This is a genomic window from Streptomyces pactum, from assembly GCF_002005225.1.
Lineage (GTDB): Bacteria > Actinomycetota > Actinomycetes > Streptomycetales > Streptomycetaceae > Streptomyces > Streptomyces pactum_A.
Map to the genome: position 1 here is coordinate 4061814 of NZ_CP019724.1, position 17484 is coordinate 4079297.

The 17484-nt window shown below is 71.4% G+C and carries 14 protein-coding genes and 1 tRNA gene; 7 read left to right on the forward strand and 8 right to left on the reverse strand.

The genetic code is table 11. From position 1 onward, the window contains the following. Window positions 1-194 precede the first annotated feature (194 nt). Window positions 195-869, forward strand: coding sequence for a Crp/Fnr family transcriptional regulator (locus B1H29_RS16980; protein ID WP_003975365.1), 675 nt, complete (start codon window positions 195-197; stop codon window positions 867-869). 138 nt (window positions 870-1007) lie between these two features. On the opposite strand, the gene B1H29_RS16985 is transcribed toward B1H29_RS16980, so the two are convergent. From B1H29_RS16985 to B1H29_RS17005, 5 genes are all read right to left on the reverse strand, one after another. After that, a complete protein-coding gene (locus B1H29_RS16985) occupies window positions 1008-1850 on the reverse strand; it encodes an MBL fold metallo-hydrolase (protein ID WP_055418678.1) in 843 nt (280 codons plus the stop codon). Then, window positions 1847-2785, reverse strand: a complete 939-nt coding sequence (locus B1H29_RS16990; RefSeq protein ID WP_055419006.1) for an NUDIX hydrolase — start codon at window positions 2783-2785, stop codon at window positions 1847-1849. The genes B1H29_RS16985 and B1H29_RS16990 overlap by 4 nt, the downstream gene beginning before the upstream one ends. A gap of 134 nt (window positions 2786-2919) precedes the next feature. Next, window positions 2920-3948, reverse strand: a complete 1029-nt coding sequence (locus B1H29_RS16995) for an alpha/beta fold hydrolase (protein WP_055418679.1) — start codon at window positions 3946-3948, stop codon at window positions 2920-2922. Between the two features lie 428 nt (window positions 3949-4376). Beyond that, window positions 4377-4844 (reverse strand): RidA family protein, encoded by a 468-nt coding sequence (locus tag B1H29_RS17000; protein ID WP_055418680.1) that lies wholly within the window; start codon window positions 4842-4844, stop codon window positions 4377-4379. Then, window positions 4841-5002 carry a DUF4177 domain-containing protein gene (locus tag B1H29_RS17005; RefSeq protein ID WP_003975360.1) on the reverse strand — a complete coding sequence of 54 codons (162 nt, stop codon included), beginning with the start codon at window positions 5000-5002 and terminating at the stop codon, window positions 4841-4843. Before B1H29_RS17005 ends, B1H29_RS17000 begins: the two co-directional genes overlap by 4 nt. A 117-nt stretch (window positions 5003-5119) precedes the next feature. On the opposite strand from B1H29_RS17005, the gene B1H29_RS17010 reads away from it, so the two are divergent. Both B1H29_RS17010 and B1H29_RS17015 read left to right on the forward strand, forming a co-directional pair. After that, entirely contained in the window at window positions 5120-6097 is a 978-nt protein-coding gene (locus tag B1H29_RS17010; RefSeq protein WP_055418681.1) for an ArsA-related P-loop ATPase, read from the forward strand. Beyond that, window positions 6094-7476 (forward strand): ArsA family ATPase, encoded by a 1383-nt coding sequence (locus B1H29_RS17015; protein ID WP_055418682.1) that lies wholly within the window; start codon window positions 6094-6096, stop codon window positions 7474-7476. Before B1H29_RS17010 ends, B1H29_RS17015 begins: the two co-directional genes overlap by 4 nt. A gap of 72 nt (window positions 7477-7548) precedes the next feature. Here B1H29_RS17015 and wblA read toward each other — a convergent pair whose 3' ends face one another. Further along, the gene (gene wblA, locus B1H29_RS17020) at window positions 7549-7887 is read right to left on the reverse strand and encodes a transcriptional regulator WblA (protein ID WP_055418683.1); all 339 of its coding nucleotides are present in this window, start codon (window positions 7885-7887) and stop codon (window positions 7549-7551) included. Between the two features lie 460 nt (window positions 7888-8347). Between wblA and B1H29_RS17030 the strand changes: the two genes are divergently transcribed. Continuing rightward, window positions 8348-10618 (forward strand): transglycosylase domain-containing protein, encoded by a 2271-nt coding sequence (locus B1H29_RS17030; protein ID WP_055418684.1) that lies wholly within the window; start codon window positions 8348-8350, stop codon window positions 10616-10618. 202 nt (window positions 10619-10820) lie between these two features. Here the strand turns inward: B1H29_RS17030 and B1H29_RS17035 are convergent, their stop codons facing one another. Further along, a complete protein-coding gene (locus B1H29_RS17035) occupies window positions 10821-11285 on the reverse strand; it encodes a GatB/YqeY domain-containing protein (protein WP_055418685.1) in 465 nt (154 codons plus the stop codon). 110 nt (window positions 11286-11395) lie between these two features. On the opposite strand from B1H29_RS17035, the gene B1H29_RS17040 reads away from it, so the two are divergent. The 3 genes from B1H29_RS17040 (at window position 11396) to B1H29_RS17050 (ending at window position 13327) form a co-directional block, all read left to right on the forward strand. After that, entirely contained in the window at window positions 11396-12322 is a 927-nt protein-coding gene (locus B1H29_RS17040; RefSeq protein ID WP_055418686.1) for a metallophosphoesterase, read from the forward strand. A gap of 111 nt (window positions 12323-12433) precedes the next feature. After that, window positions 12434-13186, forward strand: a complete 753-nt coding sequence (locus B1H29_RS17045; RefSeq protein ID WP_055418687.1) for a Pr6Pr family membrane protein — start codon at window positions 12434-12436, stop codon at window positions 13184-13186. Window positions 13187-13253: 67 nt separating this feature from the next. Continuing rightward, window positions 13254-13327, forward strand: a tRNA-Pro gene (locus B1H29_RS17050). A gap of 441 nt (window positions 13328-13768) precedes the next feature. Here B1H29_RS17050 and B1H29_RS17055 read toward each other — a convergent pair. Then, window positions 13769-17482: an ATP-binding domain-containing protein gene (locus B1H29_RS17055; protein WP_055418688.1), complete on the reverse strand. Its 3714-nt coding sequence runs from the start codon at window positions 17480-17482 to the stop codon at window positions 13769-13771. Between the last annotated feature and the right edge of the window lie 2 nt (window positions 17483-17484).

The following is a 17484-nucleotide window of genomic DNA, read 5'->3' on the forward strand; positions in this document are numbered from 1 at the left end:
GGCCCGGCACCGACATCCGCCCCGGACCCCGAAGATCGGCGCCCAATTGGACCCCTGCCGCGTACCCCAGGACACCAGTACGGCATCCTTGTGACAGATCACACTGTTTGGACTGTCCGGCAAAATGGGCACCACGGACCCCTGGTACACCGGGGGAACAAGATCCTCTGAGCCGGTCGACAAGGAGAGAACTCGTGGACGACGTTCTGCGGCGCAACCCGCTCTTCGCGGCGCTCGACGACGAGCAATCCGCGGAGCTCCGCGCCTCCATGAGTGAGGTGACCCTCGCCCGCGGCGACACACTGTTCCACGAAGGCGACCCCGGAGACCGCCTCTATGTGGTCACCGAGGGCAAGGTCAAGCTCCACCGCACGTCCCCCGACGGACGCGAGAACATGCTGGCCGTCGTCGGCCCCAGCGAGCTGATCGGTGAGCTGTCGCTCTTCGACCCGGGGCCGCGCACGGCGACCGGCACCGCGCTGACCGAGGTCAAGCTGCTCGCCCTCGGCCACGGCGACCTCCAGCCCTGGCTGAACGTCCGTCCCGAGGTCGCCACCGCGCTGCTGCGCGCCGTCGCGCGTCGCCTGCGCAAGACCAACGACGCCATGTCGGACCTCGTCTTCTCGGACGTCCCCGGCCGGGTCGCCCGCGCCCTGCTGGACCTGTCCCGCCGCTTCGGCGTGCAGTCCGAGGAGGGCATCCACGTCGTGCACGACCTGACGCAGGAGGAGCTGGCCCAGTTGGTCGGCGCGTCCCGTGAGACGGTCAACAAGGCACTGGCGGACTTCGCCCAGCGCGGCTGGCTCCGCCTGGAAGCCCGCGCGGTGATCCTGCTGGACGTGGAGCGGCTCGCCAAGCGCTCCCGCTGACGGACCTGGGTCGGGCAGCCTTCGGCGTACCTTCGGCCGGACCGCCCCCGGCGGATCTTCGGCCGGACAGCCCGGGGCAGACGTCCAGCCGGACAGCACCACGGCAGACGTCCAGCAGGACAGCCCTCGGGCAGGCCCTCAGTCGGGTAGCTCAATGAGCCCGTGTTCGCCCAGGTACTCCAGTTGCGCCCGCACCGACAGTTCCGCCGCCGGCCACAGCGAGCGGTCGACGTCCGCGTACACGTGGGCGACGACCTCGCCCGGCGTCCGGTAGCCGTCCTCCACGGCCGTCTCGACCTGGGCGAGGCGGTGGGCACGGTGGGCGAGGTAGTACTCCACGGCGCCCTGCGCGTCGTCCAGGACCGGGCCGTGGCCCGGGAGCACCGTGTGCACCCCGTCGTCGGCCGTGAGCGACCTCAGCCTGCGCAGTGAGTCCAGGTAGTCGCCGAGACGGCCGTCGGGGTGGGCCACCATCGTCGTACCGCGGCCCAGGATCGTGTCGCCCGTCAGCACCGCCCGGTCGGCCGGGAGGTGGAAGCACAGGGAGTCGGCCGTGTGTCCGGGGGTCGGCACGACCCTCAGCTCCAGGCCGCCGACCCCGATGACGTCACCGGCGGCCAGCCCCTCGTCGCCCAGCCGCAGCGCCGGGTCCAGCGCCCTTACGTTCGTCCGCGTCAGCTCGGCGAAGCGCGCGGCGCCCTCCGCGTGGTCGGGGTGACCGTGCGTCAGGAGCGTCAGCGCGACACGCTTGCCCGCCCGCTCGGCGGTGTCGACGACATGCCGCAGGTGCGTGTCGTCCAGCGGCCCCGGGTCCACGACGACGGCCAGGTCGGAGCCGGGTTCGGCAAGGATCCAGGTGTTCGTGCCGTCCAGGGTCATCGCGGAGGCGTTGGGCGCCAGGACGTTCACCGCGCGCGCGGTGGCCGGTCCCGAGAGGACGCCGCCCCGCGGCTGTCCGGGCAGTGCTGCTGCGTCCGTCATGCGAGGGCTCCCCCGGTCGGGTCGGAAGGTGTCGCCGGCGCCTGTGCCGTGCTCGGGACGTGCTTGGTGAACTCGTCGTGCCCCGGCCAGGAGAGCACGATCTCGCCGCCGACGAGCCGTGCCTCGGCCAGCACGGGCGTCATGTCGCGGCCCGGAGCCGACGCCAGCGCCTGGGCCGCCGTACCGCACGCCGCGAGGCCTCGCAGGGTCGCGATGGTCGGCGGCATCATCAGCAGTTCGCCCCTGTCGTACCCGGCCGCGGCCGCGGCCGGGGTGATCCACACCGTGCGGTCGGCCTCCGTGGAGGCGTTGCGGGTGCGCTGCCCCTCGGGGAGGGCGGCCACGAAGAACCACGTGTCGTAGCGCCGGGACTCGAACTCCGGGGTGATCCAGCGGGCCCAGGCCCCCAGCAGGTCGGAGCGCAGCACGAGGCCCCGGCGGTGCAGGAACTCCGCGAAGGACAGCTCACGGTCGACCAGGGCGGCGCGGTCCGCCTCCCAGTCGGCGCCCGTCGTGTCGCCCACCACCGAATCGCCGGTCGGACCGGCGAGCAGGACGCCCGCCTCCTCGTACGTCTCCCGTACGGCCGCGCAGACGATCGCCTGGGCGCCCGCCTCGTCGACGCCGAGCCGGTCCGCCCACCACGCGCGCGTGGGGCCCGCCCAGCCGATGTCACGGTCGTCGTCGCGCGGATCGACCCCGCCGCCCGGATAGGCGTAGGCGCCCCCGGCGAACGCCATGGAGGTGCGACGGCGCAGCATGTGGACGGCGGGGCCGGTACCGGTGTCCTTCAGGAGCATCACGGTGGCGGCGCGCTTGGGGGCGACGGGCGTGAGGGAGCCGGCCGCCAGCGCACGGATGCGGTCCGGCCACTCCGGCGGGTACCACTGACCGTTCGCCTGACCGCTCGCCTGACCCCTCGCGTGATCACTCACCGGACCACTGGCCGGATCACTCACCGGACCACTCGCCCGGCCATTCGCCCGGCCGCTCTCCTCACCATTCGCCATGGCCGGAGGCTATCCGGTGACGGGCGGATGTTCGAGTGGCTCCCGGGGCCGGACGCGCGTCAGGAGGGCAGGGCGGTCAGCCACTCGGTGAGCAGCCGGTTCGTCTCCTCGGGGCGCTCCTGCTGGAGCCAGTGGCCGCAGCCGTCGAGGAGGTGCGAGGCGGTCAGACCGGGCAGGGTGGCCGGGTACGCCTCGATCGCGTCGGAGAGCCAGGTGGTGGAGGCGTCCCGGTCGCCGCCGAGGAACAGGGCGGGCTGGGTGACGGGGGCGCCCTGGTGGGCGGCCAGGTCGGCCCAGTCGCGGTCCATGTTGCGGTAGCGGTTGAGGGCGCCGGTCAGACCGGTGCGCTCGAACTCCCCGGCGTAGACGTCCAGCTCCTCTTCGGTGAGCCAGGAGGGCAGGCGGCCGGCGGCCGGGAACCGGTCGCGCAGCCGGCCGCCGGGGGCGACGAAGTGCGGGTTGGGCTCCTGTGGGCCGGGCATGGTGTCGGCGGACAGCGCGGCGTAGAGACCGGCGAGCCAGCCGCGGACGTCCGGCTCGATCTCCGCCTCGGCCCGGCCGGGCTCCTGGAAGTACGAGGCGTAGAACTCCTGCCCGGCGAAGGGACCGGCGGGATCGCTCATGCCGGCGAAGACCTCGCTGGGCTTCGGGCCGCCGGGCGGGGTGTACGGCACGCTCAGCAGGCCCACCGCGCGGAACACGTCGGGCCGCAGCAGCGCGGAGTGCGCGGCGATGCTCGCGCCCCAGTCGTGGCCGACGATCACGGCGGAGCGCTCGCCCAGGGCCTCCACCACGGCGACGTTGTCCGCCACCAGGTCGAGCATCCCGTACGCCTCCACGGCGTCGGGCCGCGAGGAGCGACCGTAACCGCGTACGTCGACCGCGGCGGCGCGGAAGCCCGCGGCGGCGAGCGCGGGGAGCTGGCGGCGCCAGGAGTACCAGGACTCGGGGAAGCCGTGGACGAGCAGGACCAGCGGGCCGCTGCCCTGCTCGACCAGGTGGATCCGGCCGGCCGGTGAGGGCACCAGACGGTGCACGGGCTGGTGGTCGGACACGAGCAGGTGGTCGGACACGGGCTGGTGCGGCATGGCTCCTCCTGGCGTACACGGTCGGTCCGGCGCCCGGACGGACCGGGACCGGCGACCACGACCGGTCCCCGCCCCGCCCGTAAGAGGCGCCGACTCCGATCGTGCGGGAGCGGAGCGACGAGGGCGAGCCTTTTTGCCGGGCCGGCAACGGGCGGCACCCCACGCGCCGCCCCCACACGCGCGGGAGCGGGAGGCGGAGCCGGTCTACGCCCGCTTACGCCGGCCCACGCCCGTCCGGACCCGGCCACGCCGCGCCCGGGCCTGCCCACGCCCTGCTGGACCCTGCGCATGCCCTGCCTGGACCCTGCGCACGCCCTGCCCGGGCCCTGCGCACGCCCTGCCCGGGCCCTGCGCACGCCCTGCCTGGACCCTGCGCACGCCCCGCCTGGACCCTGCGCACGCCCTGCCCGCTCATGGCCCACGCCTGCCTAGGCCTGGGCGAGCTCGACCTGGACCTCGACCTCCACCGGCGCGTCCAGCGGCAGTACCGCCACGCCGACCGCGCTGCGGGCGTGGACGCCCTTGTCACCCAGGACCTCGCCCAGGAGTTCGCTGGCGCCGTTGATCACGGCGGGCTGGCCGGTGAAGTCGGACGCGGACGCGACGAAGCCGACGACCTTCACGACGCGCGCGATGCGGTCGAGGTCACCGGCGACGGACTTCACGGCGGCCAGGGCGTTCAGCGCGCAGGTGCGCGCGAGTTCCTTGGCCTCCTCCGGCGTGACCTCGCCGCCCACCTTGCCGGTGACCGGCAGCTTGCCCTCCACCATGGGCAACTGGCCCGAGGTGTAGACGTACGGTCCGGACTGCACTGCCGGCTGGTAAGCGGCCAGCGGCGGGACGACCTCGGGAAGGGTCAGGCCGAGCTCGGCCAGCTTCGACTCGACGGCGCTCACGCCTGCTTCTCCCGCTTCAGGTAGGCCACGAGCTGCTCGGGGTTGTTCGGCCCGGGCACGACCTGGACGAGCTCCCAGCCGTCCTCGCCCCAGGTGTCCAGAATCTGCTTCGTGGCATGGACGAGCAGCGGCACGGTTGCGTATTCCCACTTGGTCATGTGGCCGACTCTAGCCGTTGCCCCGGACCGCTCGGACGGCCGACCGCGCGGGCGTTCTCCACACGTTGTCCACAGCCTCCGGCGTACTCGGCGCGCGGACTGGTTACGCTCGAATACGTGAGCAGGCTCCAGGTCGTCAGCGGCAAGGGCGGAACCGGCAAGACCACGGTGGCCGCGGCCCTCGCGCTGGCCCTGGCCACCGAGGGGAAGCGCGCGCTTCTCGTCGAGGTCGAGGGTCGCCAGGGCATCGCGCAGCTCTTCGAAACGGAAGCGCTGCCTTATGAGGAGCGGAAGATCGCCGTCGCTCCCGGGGGCGGGGAGGTGTACGCCCTCGCCATCGACCCCGAACTGGCGCTTTTGGACTACCTCCAGATGTTCTACAAGCTGGGCAGCGCCGGACGGGCGCTGAAGAAGCTCGGGGCGATCGACTTCGCGACCACCATCGCGCCGGGTGTCAGGGACGTCCTGCTGACCGGCAAGGCGTGCGAGGCGGTGCGGCGCAAGGACCGGAGCGGACGGTTCGCGTACGACTACGTCGTCATGGACGCCCCGCCGACCGGGCGCATCACCCGCTTCCTCAACGTCAACGACGAGGTGGCCGGTCTCGCGAAGGTCGGCCCGATACACAATCAGGCGCAGGCCGTGATGCGGGTGCTGAAGTCGCGGGAGACCGCCGTGCACCTGGTGACCCTGCTGGAGGAGATGCCGGTCCAGGAGACCGCGGACGGCATCGCCGAGCTGCGCGCGGCGCGGCTCCCGGTGGGACGGGTCATGGTCAACATGGTCCGGCCCGAGGTGCTGGACGCCGCCGACCTGGAACTCGTACGGAGCACACCGCGTACGGCACTCGCCCGGTCCCTGTCGGGCGCCGGGCTCGGCGGGGCGCGGCGCGGCGGGCACGCCGAGCGGCTGGTGGACCCGCTGCTGGCACAGGCCGAGGAGTACGCCGAGCGGTACGCGCTGGAGCAGGAGCAGCGGGCGGCCCTGACCGACCTGGGCCTGCCGCTGCACGAACTCCCGTTGCTCGCCGACGGCATGGACCTGGCGGGCCTGTACGAACTGGCCACCGAATTGCGGAAGCAGGGGATCGCATGAGTCCGGACCCGGCCGCCCGGCACCAGGAGGGCGCGCGGCACCTGACCCCCGCGCGTGTGCTCGACGTCGACCCGCTGCTGGAGGATCCGAAGACGCGCATCGTGGTGTGCTGCGGCTCGGGTGGGGTCGGCAAGACGACCACCGCGGCCGCCCTGGGCCTGCGCGCGGCCGAACGCGGCCGCAAGGTGGTCGTCCTCACCATCGACCCGGCCCGGCGGCTCGCCCAGTCCATGGGCATCGACTCGCTCGACAACACGCCGCGCCGGGTCAAGGGTGTCGACGACTCGGCGGGCGGTGAGCTGCACGCCATGATGCTCGACATGAAGCGCACCTTCGACGAGATCGTCGAGGCGCACGCGGATCCCGAGCGGGCGGCGGCGATCCTGGGCAACCCCTTCTACCAGTCGCTCTCGGCGGGCTTCGCGGGCACGCAGGAGTACATGGCGATGGAGAAGCTGGGGCAGTTGCGGGCGCGGGACGAGTGGGACCTCATCGTCGTCGACACGCCGCCGTCCCGCTCGGCACTGGACTTCCTGGACGCCCCCAAGCGCCTCGGTTCCTTCCTGGACGGCAAGCTGATCCGCGTACTGCTGGCCCCGGCGAAGGTGGGCGGCCGGGCCGGCATGAAGTTCCTGAACGTCGGCATGTCGATGATGACGGGCGTCCTGGGGAAGGTGTTGGGCGGGCAGTTCCTGAAGGACGTGCAGACCTTCGTGGCCGCGATGGACTCGATGTTCGGCGGGTTCCGTACGCGCGCGGACGCGACGTACAAGCTGCTTCAGGCGCCCGGGACGGCGTTCCTGGTGGTCGCGGCCCCGGAGCGGGACGCACTGCGCGAGGCCGCGTACTTCGTGGAGCGGCTGGCGGCCGAGGACATGCCGCTCGCCGGTCTGGTGCTCAACCGGGTCCACGGCAGCGGCGCCGCCCGGCTGTCGGCCGAGCGGGCGCTCGCCGCTGCGGAAAATCTTGAGGATCCCCGCATTGTGGATCAGGACGGCGGGAAAGCTGGAGTTCGTAACTCCCCCGACGCAGACGGCAGTTCAGACCCTCTTGAGCCGGCTTCCCAGCCCTCGCCCGAGTCCTCTTCCCTCGAGCCCTCTTCTTCCGAGCCTCTTCCCGGGGCTCCTGACACACCGGACGGCGCACCGGAGCGATCCGTCGACCAGCTCTCCGCGGGCCTGCTGCGGCTGCACGCGGACCGGATGCATCTGCTCGCCCGCGAGCAGCGCACGCGTGACCGCTTCACCGCACGTCATCCCGAGGTGGCGGTCACCGAAGTGGCCGCGCTGCCCGGCGACGTGCACGACCTCGCGGGGCTGCGGGAAATCGGCGTCCGTCTCGCGACGGACCGGCCCGAGCTGCCCGAGGCGGGCGCCTGACCCGACGGGAGCACCCGCGCCCTCTGGGCGTCCGCGTCCGCGTCCGCGTCCGGGGAACGCTCCCCGACCGGCTCAGCCCACGGCCGCGTAGTTCTCGTAGATCTCCTCGTCGTCGAGGGGCACGATGCCGACCCCTCGTTCGTACTCCGTCCGCGCCGTCTCCAGCAGCCGGCGCCAGGAGGTCACGGTGGGCCGCCGGCGCAGCAGTGCGCGGCGTTCCCGCTCCGTCATGCCTCCCCATACGCCGAACTCGACGCGATTGTCGAGCGCGTCGGCCAGGCACTCGGTCCGCACCGGACATCCGGTGCACACCGCCTTGGCCCTGTTCTGCGCTGCTCCCTGAACGAACAATTCGTCCGGATCGGTAGTGCGACAGGCAGCCTGCGCACTCCAGTCGGTTACCCAGCCCATACCGGCGCCGTCCTCTCCCGAATCGAGGCTCCCCCACGGCGGCAGCGGCATATTCACCGCCGCCAGTTGAGGACGTTACGGAAGGCGGGCACAGCGCAACACCCCCTTCGGGCCCAATCTTGAATGGCCCGAACGGACTATGGGTAAGCGGCAGATCACCCGGGGGAGTGAGCTGGCGACATGCGTGACGATCCCGGCATTCCGGTCATCTCTGTTGCGCCACAACGGACACCCATTGACACACAAGGCGGATTCGGACACGCATCCCACACGCCGTGGCACGCGCCCGTACACACCAACGCGCCCCCCAGCGGGGCCCCTCAGAAAAAAGTCGAGCGGATCCGGAACGATTCGGGGTCGCCGGACGTATTGATACGTGGCCTCACTGCTGTGACAGTTGAGTGCAGCTTAGGCCAAGGCATATACGCGTGTCCGGCGAATGAGAACGTAGGCTGCCTCCATGCCAAAGAAGCGCTCGGGCGGTGGTCTGTCACCAACGCAGCAGGCCGCCAAGTTCCTCGGTGTCAGTGTGCTCGCGGGAGCAGTGCTGGCCGGCATCGCGTTGCCCGCCGTGGGCGCGCTGGGGCTGGCCGCCAAGGGGTCGGTGGAGAGTTTCGACGCTCTCCCGGCGAACCTGAAGACACCCCCGCTGAGCCAGCGCACCGCCATCCTCGACGCCGAGGGCGGCACCATCGCCACGGTGTACTCGCGCGACCGCACGGTGGTCGACCTGAAGGACATCTCGCCGTACATGCAGAAGGCGATCGTCGCGATCGAGGACTCGCGCTTCTACGAGCACGGCGCGGTCGACCTGAAGGGCGTACTGCGCGCGCTCAACAAGAACGCGCGCAGCGGCGAGGTCTCCGAGGGCGCGTCCACACTCACCCAGCAGTACGTCAAGAACGTCTTCGTGGAGGAAGCCGGCGACGACCCCACCAAGGTCGCCCAGGCCACCCAGCAGACCATCGGCCGCAAGATCCGCGAGCTGAAGCTCGCCATCCAGGTCGAGGAGGAGCTGGGCAAGAAGAAGATCCTCGAGAACTACCTGAACATCACCTTCTTCGGCCAGCAGGCCTACGGCGTCGAAGCGGCCGCCCGGCGCTACTTCTCCAAGAGCGCCAAGGACCTCAACCTCCAGGAGTCCGCCCTCCTGGCCGGCATCGTCCAGTCGCCCAGCCGGTACGACCCGGTCAACGACGAGGCCGAGGCCACCAAGCGGCGCAACGTGGTCCTGACCCGCATGGCGCAGGTCGGTGACATCTCCCGGGCGGAGGCCGACAAGGCGAAGAAGGCGCCGCTCGGGCTGGAGGTCAGCCGGCCCAAGAACGGCTGCATCACGGCGGTGAAGAGCTCGAGCTTCTTCTGCGACTACGTGCGCGAGGTGTTCCTGAGCGATCCGGTCTTCGGCAAGACCCGCAAGGACCGGGCCAAGATCTGGAACCAGGGCGGCCTGACCATCCGCACCACGCTCGACCCGCAGGCCCAGGAGTCGGTGCAGGCCTCCCTGAAGAGCCACATCTACCAGTCGGACTCGGTGGCCGCGGCGACCACGCTGGTCGAGCCGGGCACCGGCAAGATCCTTGCCATGGGCCAGTCGAAGCCGTACGGATACGGCAAGAACGAGACCGAGTACAACTACTCGGTCGACGCGGCCTACGGCGGCTCCAACTTCGGCTTCCCGACGGGCTCGACGTTCAAGCCGTTCCTCGCGGCCGCGGCGCTTGAGGAGGGCGTGCCGGCGACGAAGGAGTACTCGTCGCCGTACGAGATGGATTACCCGAGCCCCGTCCAGACCTGCGGCAAGCCCTGGATCAACGACGACAACTACCGCGTCGAGAACGAGAACGAGACCGAGGTCGGCCCGTACCGCCTGAAGGAGGCGATGGCCCTGTCGGTCAACACCTACTTCGTGCAGATGCTCTCCGACATCGGTCTGTGCCCGGTGGCCAACATGGCGGACAAGCTGCACGTCCGCCAGGGCAACGGCGACAAGCTGCCGCAGAACCCCTCCGCCCTCGCCCTCGGCTCGGTCGGCCTGTCCCCCCTGACGATGGCGAACGCGTACGCGACCTTCGCCTCGCGCGGCATGTACTGCACGCCGGTCGCGATCGAGTCGATCACGCAGAAGGTCGGCAACAAGCGGAAGTCGCTCGAGGTGCCGAAGTCGACGTGCTCGCGGGCCATGAGCGAGAAGACCGCGGACACCGTGAACACGCTGCTGCGCGGTGTGGTCGACTCCGGTACGGGCAAGGAGGCCGGCCTCAGCGACCGGGACAACGCCGGTAAGACGGGTACGACCGACGAGCGCAGGAACGCGTGGTTCGCCGGCTACACGCCGAACCTGTCGGGCGCCGTCTGGGTCGGCAGCGCCACCCAGAAGGTCGAGATGAAGAACATCTCGATCGGCGGCGTCACCCACCCCCTCGTCTTCGGTGGCGCGGTCCCGGGCCCCATCTGGAAGGACGCCATGACCGGCGCCCTGTCGGGCAAGGACTCCCCGTCCTTCAACCTCGTCGACATCCCGGACCCCGCCAAGGACAAGGACAAGGGCGACGACGACGGCAACCGGGACGACGGCGGCAACGGCGACGGGGGCAACGGCGACGGCGGCGTCATCGGCGGCCTGATCGACGGCGGCACGGACAACGGCGGCACCGACGGCGGCTTCCCGGGCAACATCTTCCAGGGACAGGGCAACGGCGGAAACGGCATCGGCGGGCGGCGCGACTAGGCCCCCCGCACGCCACCGGACTGACAGACGCACGACGGACCCACTGACGCACGACGGGCCATCTGACGCACCGCGGGCCCACTGACGCACGACTGACGCACCACAACGAAGACCGGCGGCCCCTTCCTCACGAGGAAGGGGCCGCCGGTCTTGGCCGGTTCTCCGGGGAGACGGTCACCCGCGCTGGCGGGGAGGCCTCCGATCAGCCGGCCAGCAGCTTCTTCACCACGGCGGCGACCCGGCCGCCTTCGGCCTGCCCGGCCACCTTCGGGTTCACGATCTTCATGACGGCGCCCATGGCCCGCGGCCCCTCGGCACCGGCCGCCTTCGCCTCCTCGACGGCCTGCGCGACGATCGCGTTCAGCTCGTCGTCGGAAAGCTGCTTGGGCAGGTAGGCGGCGAGCACCTCGCCCTCCGCCTTCTCCCGCTCGGCGCTCTCGGCGCGGCCGCCCTGTGCGAAGGCCTCGGCGGCCTCACGGCGCTTCTTCGCCTCGCGGGTGATCACCTTCTGCACCTCGTCGTCGGAGAGCTCCCGCTTCTGCTTCCCCGCGACCTCCTCCTTGGTGATCGCGGCGAGCGTCAGCCGGAGCGTCGAGGAGCGGAGCTCGTCGCGCTCCTTGATCGCGGCGTTGAGGTCGTCCTGCAGCTTCGACTTGAGCGTGGTCATGGGGGTGATTGTCGCAGGTGCGGGAGGAAGGACGCCCGCTGATTTCCGGCGTCCGGGTCCCGCGCCCTCGCGCGGTCGGCCCTGGCCACCGCGTCTGACACGATGGACGCATGCGCGCGCGATACGGAGTACCCCTGGGAATCACGGCGGTTGGCGCCGCCGGTCTGCTCTACGCGGCGGGCTTCGAGGCCCGCTCGTTCCGCCTCCGACGGGTGACGGTCCCCGTCCTGCCCTCCGGCATGCGCCCCCTGCGCGTCCTTCAGGTCTCCGACATCCACATGGTCGGCGGCCAGCGCAAGAAGCAGCGCTGGCTGCGCTCGCTGGCGGGCCTGCGCCCCGACTTCGTGATCAACACCGGCGACAACCTGTCCGACCCCGAGGGCGTCCCGGAGGTCCTGGACTCCCTGGGCCCCCTGATGGAGTTCCCGGGCGCCTACGTCTTCGGCTCCAACGACTACTACGGCCCCAAGCTGCGCAACCCCGCCCGGTACCTGATCGAGAAGGCCCAGGGCCGACACGGGCTGAACGGCAACGCGCCCGCCGACGGAGTCGTCCACAACCCCTGGGAAGAGCTCCGCGACGGCTTCGACGCCGCAGGCTGGCAGAACCTCACCAACACCCGCGGCACCCTCAAGGTCGAGGGCGTGTCCGTCGAGCTGACGGGACTGGACGACCCGCACATCAAACGGGACCGGTACGCGGAGGTGGCGGGCGGCCCGTCGGGCACGGCGGACTTCTCGATGGGCGTGGTCCACGCGCCGTACCTGCGCGTCCTGGACTCCTACACGGCGGACGGCTACCCGCTGGTCCTGGCGGGCCACACCCACGGCGGACAGCTCTGCATCCCCTTCTACGGCGCCCTGGTCACCAACTGCGACCTGGACACGGAGCGCGTGAAGGGCCTGTCGACACACACGGCCGAGGGCCGTACTGCCTACCTCCACGTGTCGGCCGGTTGCGGTACGAACAGGTACACACCGGTACGTTTCGCCTGCCCACCGGAGGCGACGCTGCTGACGCTGGTGGGACGGGACTAGGGACCCGCGCTCGGGTACGGGTGGGGTTGGGACCGGGAGTGGGGGGAGCCGGAGTAACCCACACGGCTCACCCACATCGCCCGCTATGTCCGGTCTGCCTAGCGTGAGGCCATGACAGCCCCGATACCCAGGGACATCCCGGACCTCCCCGCGGTCCCGGGCCCGCCGAAACTGCTGCCCTCCCCCGTCCCGGCCACGGCCGTCGTGCCCCCCGTGCGCCGCCCGCTGGTCGCCACCTTCCGCCTCCTGACCGCACTGCTGGCCCTGACGGGCATCACGATCGAACTCCTCGCAGGCGGCGGCCCGGCCACGAATCCCCTGAGTCACTTCACCACCCAGAGCAGCATCCTGCTGGCGCTCGTCATGCTCGCCTCCGCCCGCCGGGCCTGGTCCGCCCGCCACCCCCTGTCGGGCGCCCTCACCGGCGCGGCCCTGCTCTACGTCACCGCCGCCGGCCTCGTCCACCACCTGCTCCTGGCCAACGCGGCGAGCCCCTTCGCCACCCCGGACAGCACGGGCCCCGGCTGGCACACGGTCGCGGCCCACCTCCTGAACACGGCCGTCCCCGTCGCCGCGGCCCTGGACTGGCTCCTGCTCACCGCCCCCGGCCGCCTGCACCTGCGCCAGGCCGCCGCGTGGCTCCTCTACCCCCTGGCCTACCTGACCTTCTCCCTTGGCCGCGGCGAGCTCCTCATCCCCGGCACCCAGGACCGCTACCTCTACCCCTTCCTCGACGTCGACCAGCACGGCTACAAGGGCGTCCTGGGCAACGCCCTCCTCCTCGGCCTCGCCCTCTACGCCCTGGGCGTCCTCCTCGTGGCCCTCGACCACATCCGCCCGAACCCGCTCCGCCGCCGCTGGTAAACCGGATTTCGCCTCCGGCCGCCGGTGGGCTAAAGTAAACGACGTCGCCGCGACGAGCAGCGACGATCGGGGTGTGGCGCAGCTTGGTAGCGCGCTTCGTTCGGGACGAAGAGGTCGTGGGTTCAAATCCCGCCACCCCGACAGTGAAGTACCAGGTCAGGGGCCTGATCCGCAGTGCGGGTCGGGTCCCTGAGTGGTTTCTGGGGCGTTGGCTCGGATGACTCGGCTCCGTTCGCTCGGAGAGGCAGGGCGGTGCCGGGGGCCGGGCTTGCCTTGCCCCGACGGTCGGTCCGTCCCCGAGGGGAGGGCGCTCAGCGGCGCCATGAGCGTTTCGTTCAAGGTCACGTCTTCCCCGGCCCTCTGCTGTGCTACCCGGTGCAACGGCTGAGCCACGCGGTGGAACTTCCGCCGTACGAAGCCCAGAGTGGACGACGTAGTGGAGCGCGCCGCACGCCGTTTGGGGTTTCACGGCGGGCCTTGGAATCAGCCGTTGGTTACCGAGAGCTCCAAGTCCGGGACTACCGCAGCGCGTTGGAGTCATCCCGCCGCGTGGAGCGGCGGGGTGACGGCTCGTTGAGGGGCTCAGTCTGGTGAGTGCAAGGCGATGCGCGCGTCCGGTCCCTGCCACCCGTCGAGGGCCCTCCAGACAGTGCCCACTCCGAAGATGTCCTTCAGCGCACCCGCCGCCCAGTCGTCCGTCGGTGGCTCGGACAGGACCAGGAATCGGTGATCGAAGGCCCGGGACGACAGGTGCTCGAGCTCCATGAGCCGTGCCGCCCCTGCGCGCAGGTCGGCGTAGGCCGAACGTCCCGCGCCCAGCACTTCGTAGAGGAAGAAGCCCTTCGGACCGTCCACGACGACGTCGGCCGTCGAGGAGTCCGAGGGGCGCAAACCGGCCCTCAGAAGGGCGGCCTTCAGCTCGAAGCGCACGGCTTCGTGGGTGTTGCACACTCTGTCGGCCTCCGCATCGAGCCCCAAGGCGCGTGCAAGGGCCTCGCCGAACGCCGGCTGCCCGGTGGGCTCGGACGCGGAGGTGTCCGTGGGGGCGGCAGTGTCCATGGTGTGGGTGTCCTTGGGGTAGGTGTCCATGGTGTGGGTGTCCTTGGGGTAGGTGTCCTTGGTGTAGGTGTCCTTGGTGTAGGTGTCCTGGTGCTCGTGCCTCGTCGCGAGCTGCGATGACGTCGCCTGGCCGGTCGCCGGCGTCTCGTCGGTCTCGGTCCCGTCCCCGTCCTGCCGTGCGGGATCCGAGTCGTGCGGCACCGTGCGGGCGGGCTCGGTTCCGGTCTCCGTCCGGGGAGCCGGTTCGCCGTCGAACCCACGGGACAGTTCTTCGCGTGCCTGGGCCAGAGGGCCGGCCCATTGCTCGAGGACGGGGTCGGCCGCCAGGGCCGTGGACAGGTCAGGCGTTCTGGAGGTGACGGCGTGACGTGTGCGCTGGGCGAGGTCCGCCAGGGCGCTCAGCCGCTCCCGATCCACGGACCCGAGGAGACGCCATACGCTGAGCCAGTCGACCCGGTCCCGGCGCAGGCAGCGGTTGGCCATGCCCTTCAATTCCGAAAGGCGGTCCGCGGTGCCGGGCGGGACCGTGCCATGACCCTCGACGATGTCCTGGAGGGCGCCCAGTGCCCCCAGATAGCGCGGTGCCATCCGGGCGCTGATGGGCTTGCGGCCGAAGTCACCGGCTGCGACGAGGCTCACCGGCCCCTCGTTCCGCGTCACCCAGGCTTCCAGCCGGGAACCGGCCTTGGGTGCGGGTTCCCCGTGCCGGGACACGAGAAGCAGGGTCCGCTCGGTCGCCGGAGCAAGAGCCTTGACCTTCCAGTGCGCACCCGGGCCCGGGCCGAGCACACGCACCTTGACAGGGGTGCCGACGGGCAGTTCCCCCTCGTTCCGGGGCCTGGTGTCCTGCGACGTACCGGCGGTCGCCGGCGGGGAGGCCGCACCGGGCGCCGAGGGCGAGGAAGGGGAGGAAGGGGAGGACGTGGAGGCGTCGTCGTCTTCGTCGGTGGGGCCGAGTTCTCGGGGCAGCGGCGTCGTGTGCAGGACGGTGAGCGTCTGAGTGCTGCGCGTCAGCGCGACGTACAGTTGGCGCAGTCCGGCCGGGCCACGGTCGGCGATGGTCGACGGCTCCAGGACCAGTACGTGGTCGAACTCCATCCCCTTGGCCTGCACGGCGGGCAGCACGAACACCGTGCGCAGCTCCTCCTCGGTCATACCCTCCACACTGTGCACGCGGCGGCGGACCTCATCGAGCCAGTCGGAGTCGTCGGGTACGACGACGGCGATCGACCGCAGGGACTGCCCGTCATCGGTGCCGACGAGCCGAGCCGCACGTGCCGTGGCCTCTTCCAGCAGGTCCCAGGGGTTCGTCGGAACGAGCCGAACCGCATCGTCGCCGGCCACCCGCACAGCGGTCGGGTAGGGCAGGGAGGGCGCCACCGCTCGGGCCAGGGGCGCCACGAACTCCATGATCTCGGCGGGCACCCGGTAGCTGGTGTTCAGCTCCGCCACCCGCCAGTCCCCGTGGTCCGAGAGGAGCCCGCCCAGCCGCTCCCAGTTTGTGTAAGCGTGTGGACCGGTGGCCTGCGCCAGGTCACCGAGTACCGTCATGGAGCCGGTCGGGCAGCGCCTGCGCAGCGACCGGGCCTGCATCGGGGTCAGGTCCTGGGCCTCGTCGACGACGATGTGCCGGTACCGCTGCGGGGTGTCGCCGGCGATCAGGAAGCGTAGTTCTTCGAGGCAGACCAGATCGTCCTGGGTCCAGGGGTCGTCGTCCGCGTTGTCCGCCCTCGGCCGCCGGAGGGCGGCCTGCTCCTCCTCGTCGAGGTCCGTCGCGGCGCATTCGCGCAGCCTGCTTCGCGAGTCGAGCAGGCTGCGCAGCGCCTCTTCGGGGCTCAGCGCGGGCCATGTCCGCTCGACGAGGGCCGTGACCTGCCGGTTGCGCTCCAGATCGCGGCGTACGGTCCGGTCCCGGCTACGGCGCGGGGCGATCCGTACGAGCTCGCTCAGGAGCCGGTCGACCAGCAGGGTGCGAAAGCGGTCCCTGCGCACCCGGTACGCTCCGGCACCCTGGCGGGCGTCCTGGAGGAGGCCGAGCACCTCCGAGCGCGGGAGACGGAGGGCCAGACTGCCCACGGTGACGACGAAGGCCGCCTCGTCCTGGGCGTGCGAGGGTGCGGAGACCAGGGAGTCCAGGGCTTCCGGCCGGCACTCGCTCTCCACGCGTCGTCGCAGGACGGCCGCCATCCGTTCGTCGGACTTCACCAGCCGTGCGGCGACGGAGTCGGCACCGCGGATCTCCCCTTCCCACAGTCGCGCCCGCTGCACCGCGGTGACGTCGCGGGTGCCGAGGGTGGGCAGTACGCGGCCCACGTAGTCGAGGAAGTTCTGGTGCGGCCCGACGACCAGGATGTCCTGGGCCGGGAAATGGCCGTTGTTGACGAGCCAGGTCACGCGGTGCAGGCCGACCGCGGACTTGCCGGTTCCGGGACCGCCCTGGATGACGAGGATGTCCGCCGGCGCGCCGGTGACCAGGGCCATCTGGTCGCGGCGGATCGTCTCGACGATGTCCCGCATCCGGCCGCCGCGGGACCGGCGCAGTTCGCGCAGCAGGAAGTCGTCGACCGGCTGCGGCTTCCTCCGCTGCCTGCGCGGGACCTCCCTCGGCGACGGTGCGGGCCGGGGCGACGAGGGCTGCTCCTCGCCGGTACGGTCGGCTGCCTCGTCCGGTGCTCCGGGTCCGTGTGCCGCGGTCTCCGGTACGGCGGTGTCCTCGTCGGGCGGTCCCGGGACGGCCGTCTCGCGGTCCGGCGTCGGCACTCCGGGCCGGGCCCCACCGGCCTGCGCCGCTCCGGCACGGTTGATCTCGTCGCGGTAGTCCTCGACCGTGCGCTCGACGCAGCGCAACTGCCGCCGCAGCAACACCTCGCCTGGCGCTTCCGGCAGTGCGTTGTGCCAGCGTACGGCGATCGGGTTGGTCCAGTTGACCACCACCTGATCCCGGTTCTCGGGGTCGAACACGGATCGGCGTCCGACGTGGAACGTCTCCGGCTCGGCGTCCCCCGGCTCCTGGACGTCGACCCGGCTGACGACCAGGGCCGCTCCCCCGAGGCCGCCGTAGCTCTCCGCCGTGGCCTCCGCCTCCTTGCGGACCGCGATGCTGTCCTTTCCGCTCGCGGAGGCCGTCGCCGCCGTCGGCCCGGTCAGTTCCGCGAGTCGCGCCTCGTAGCAGGCGTAGGCGCGGTCGACGGCCTTCTGCTCCGCGGCGATGGCCGCGTCTCGTGTTGTCGTGCTCACGT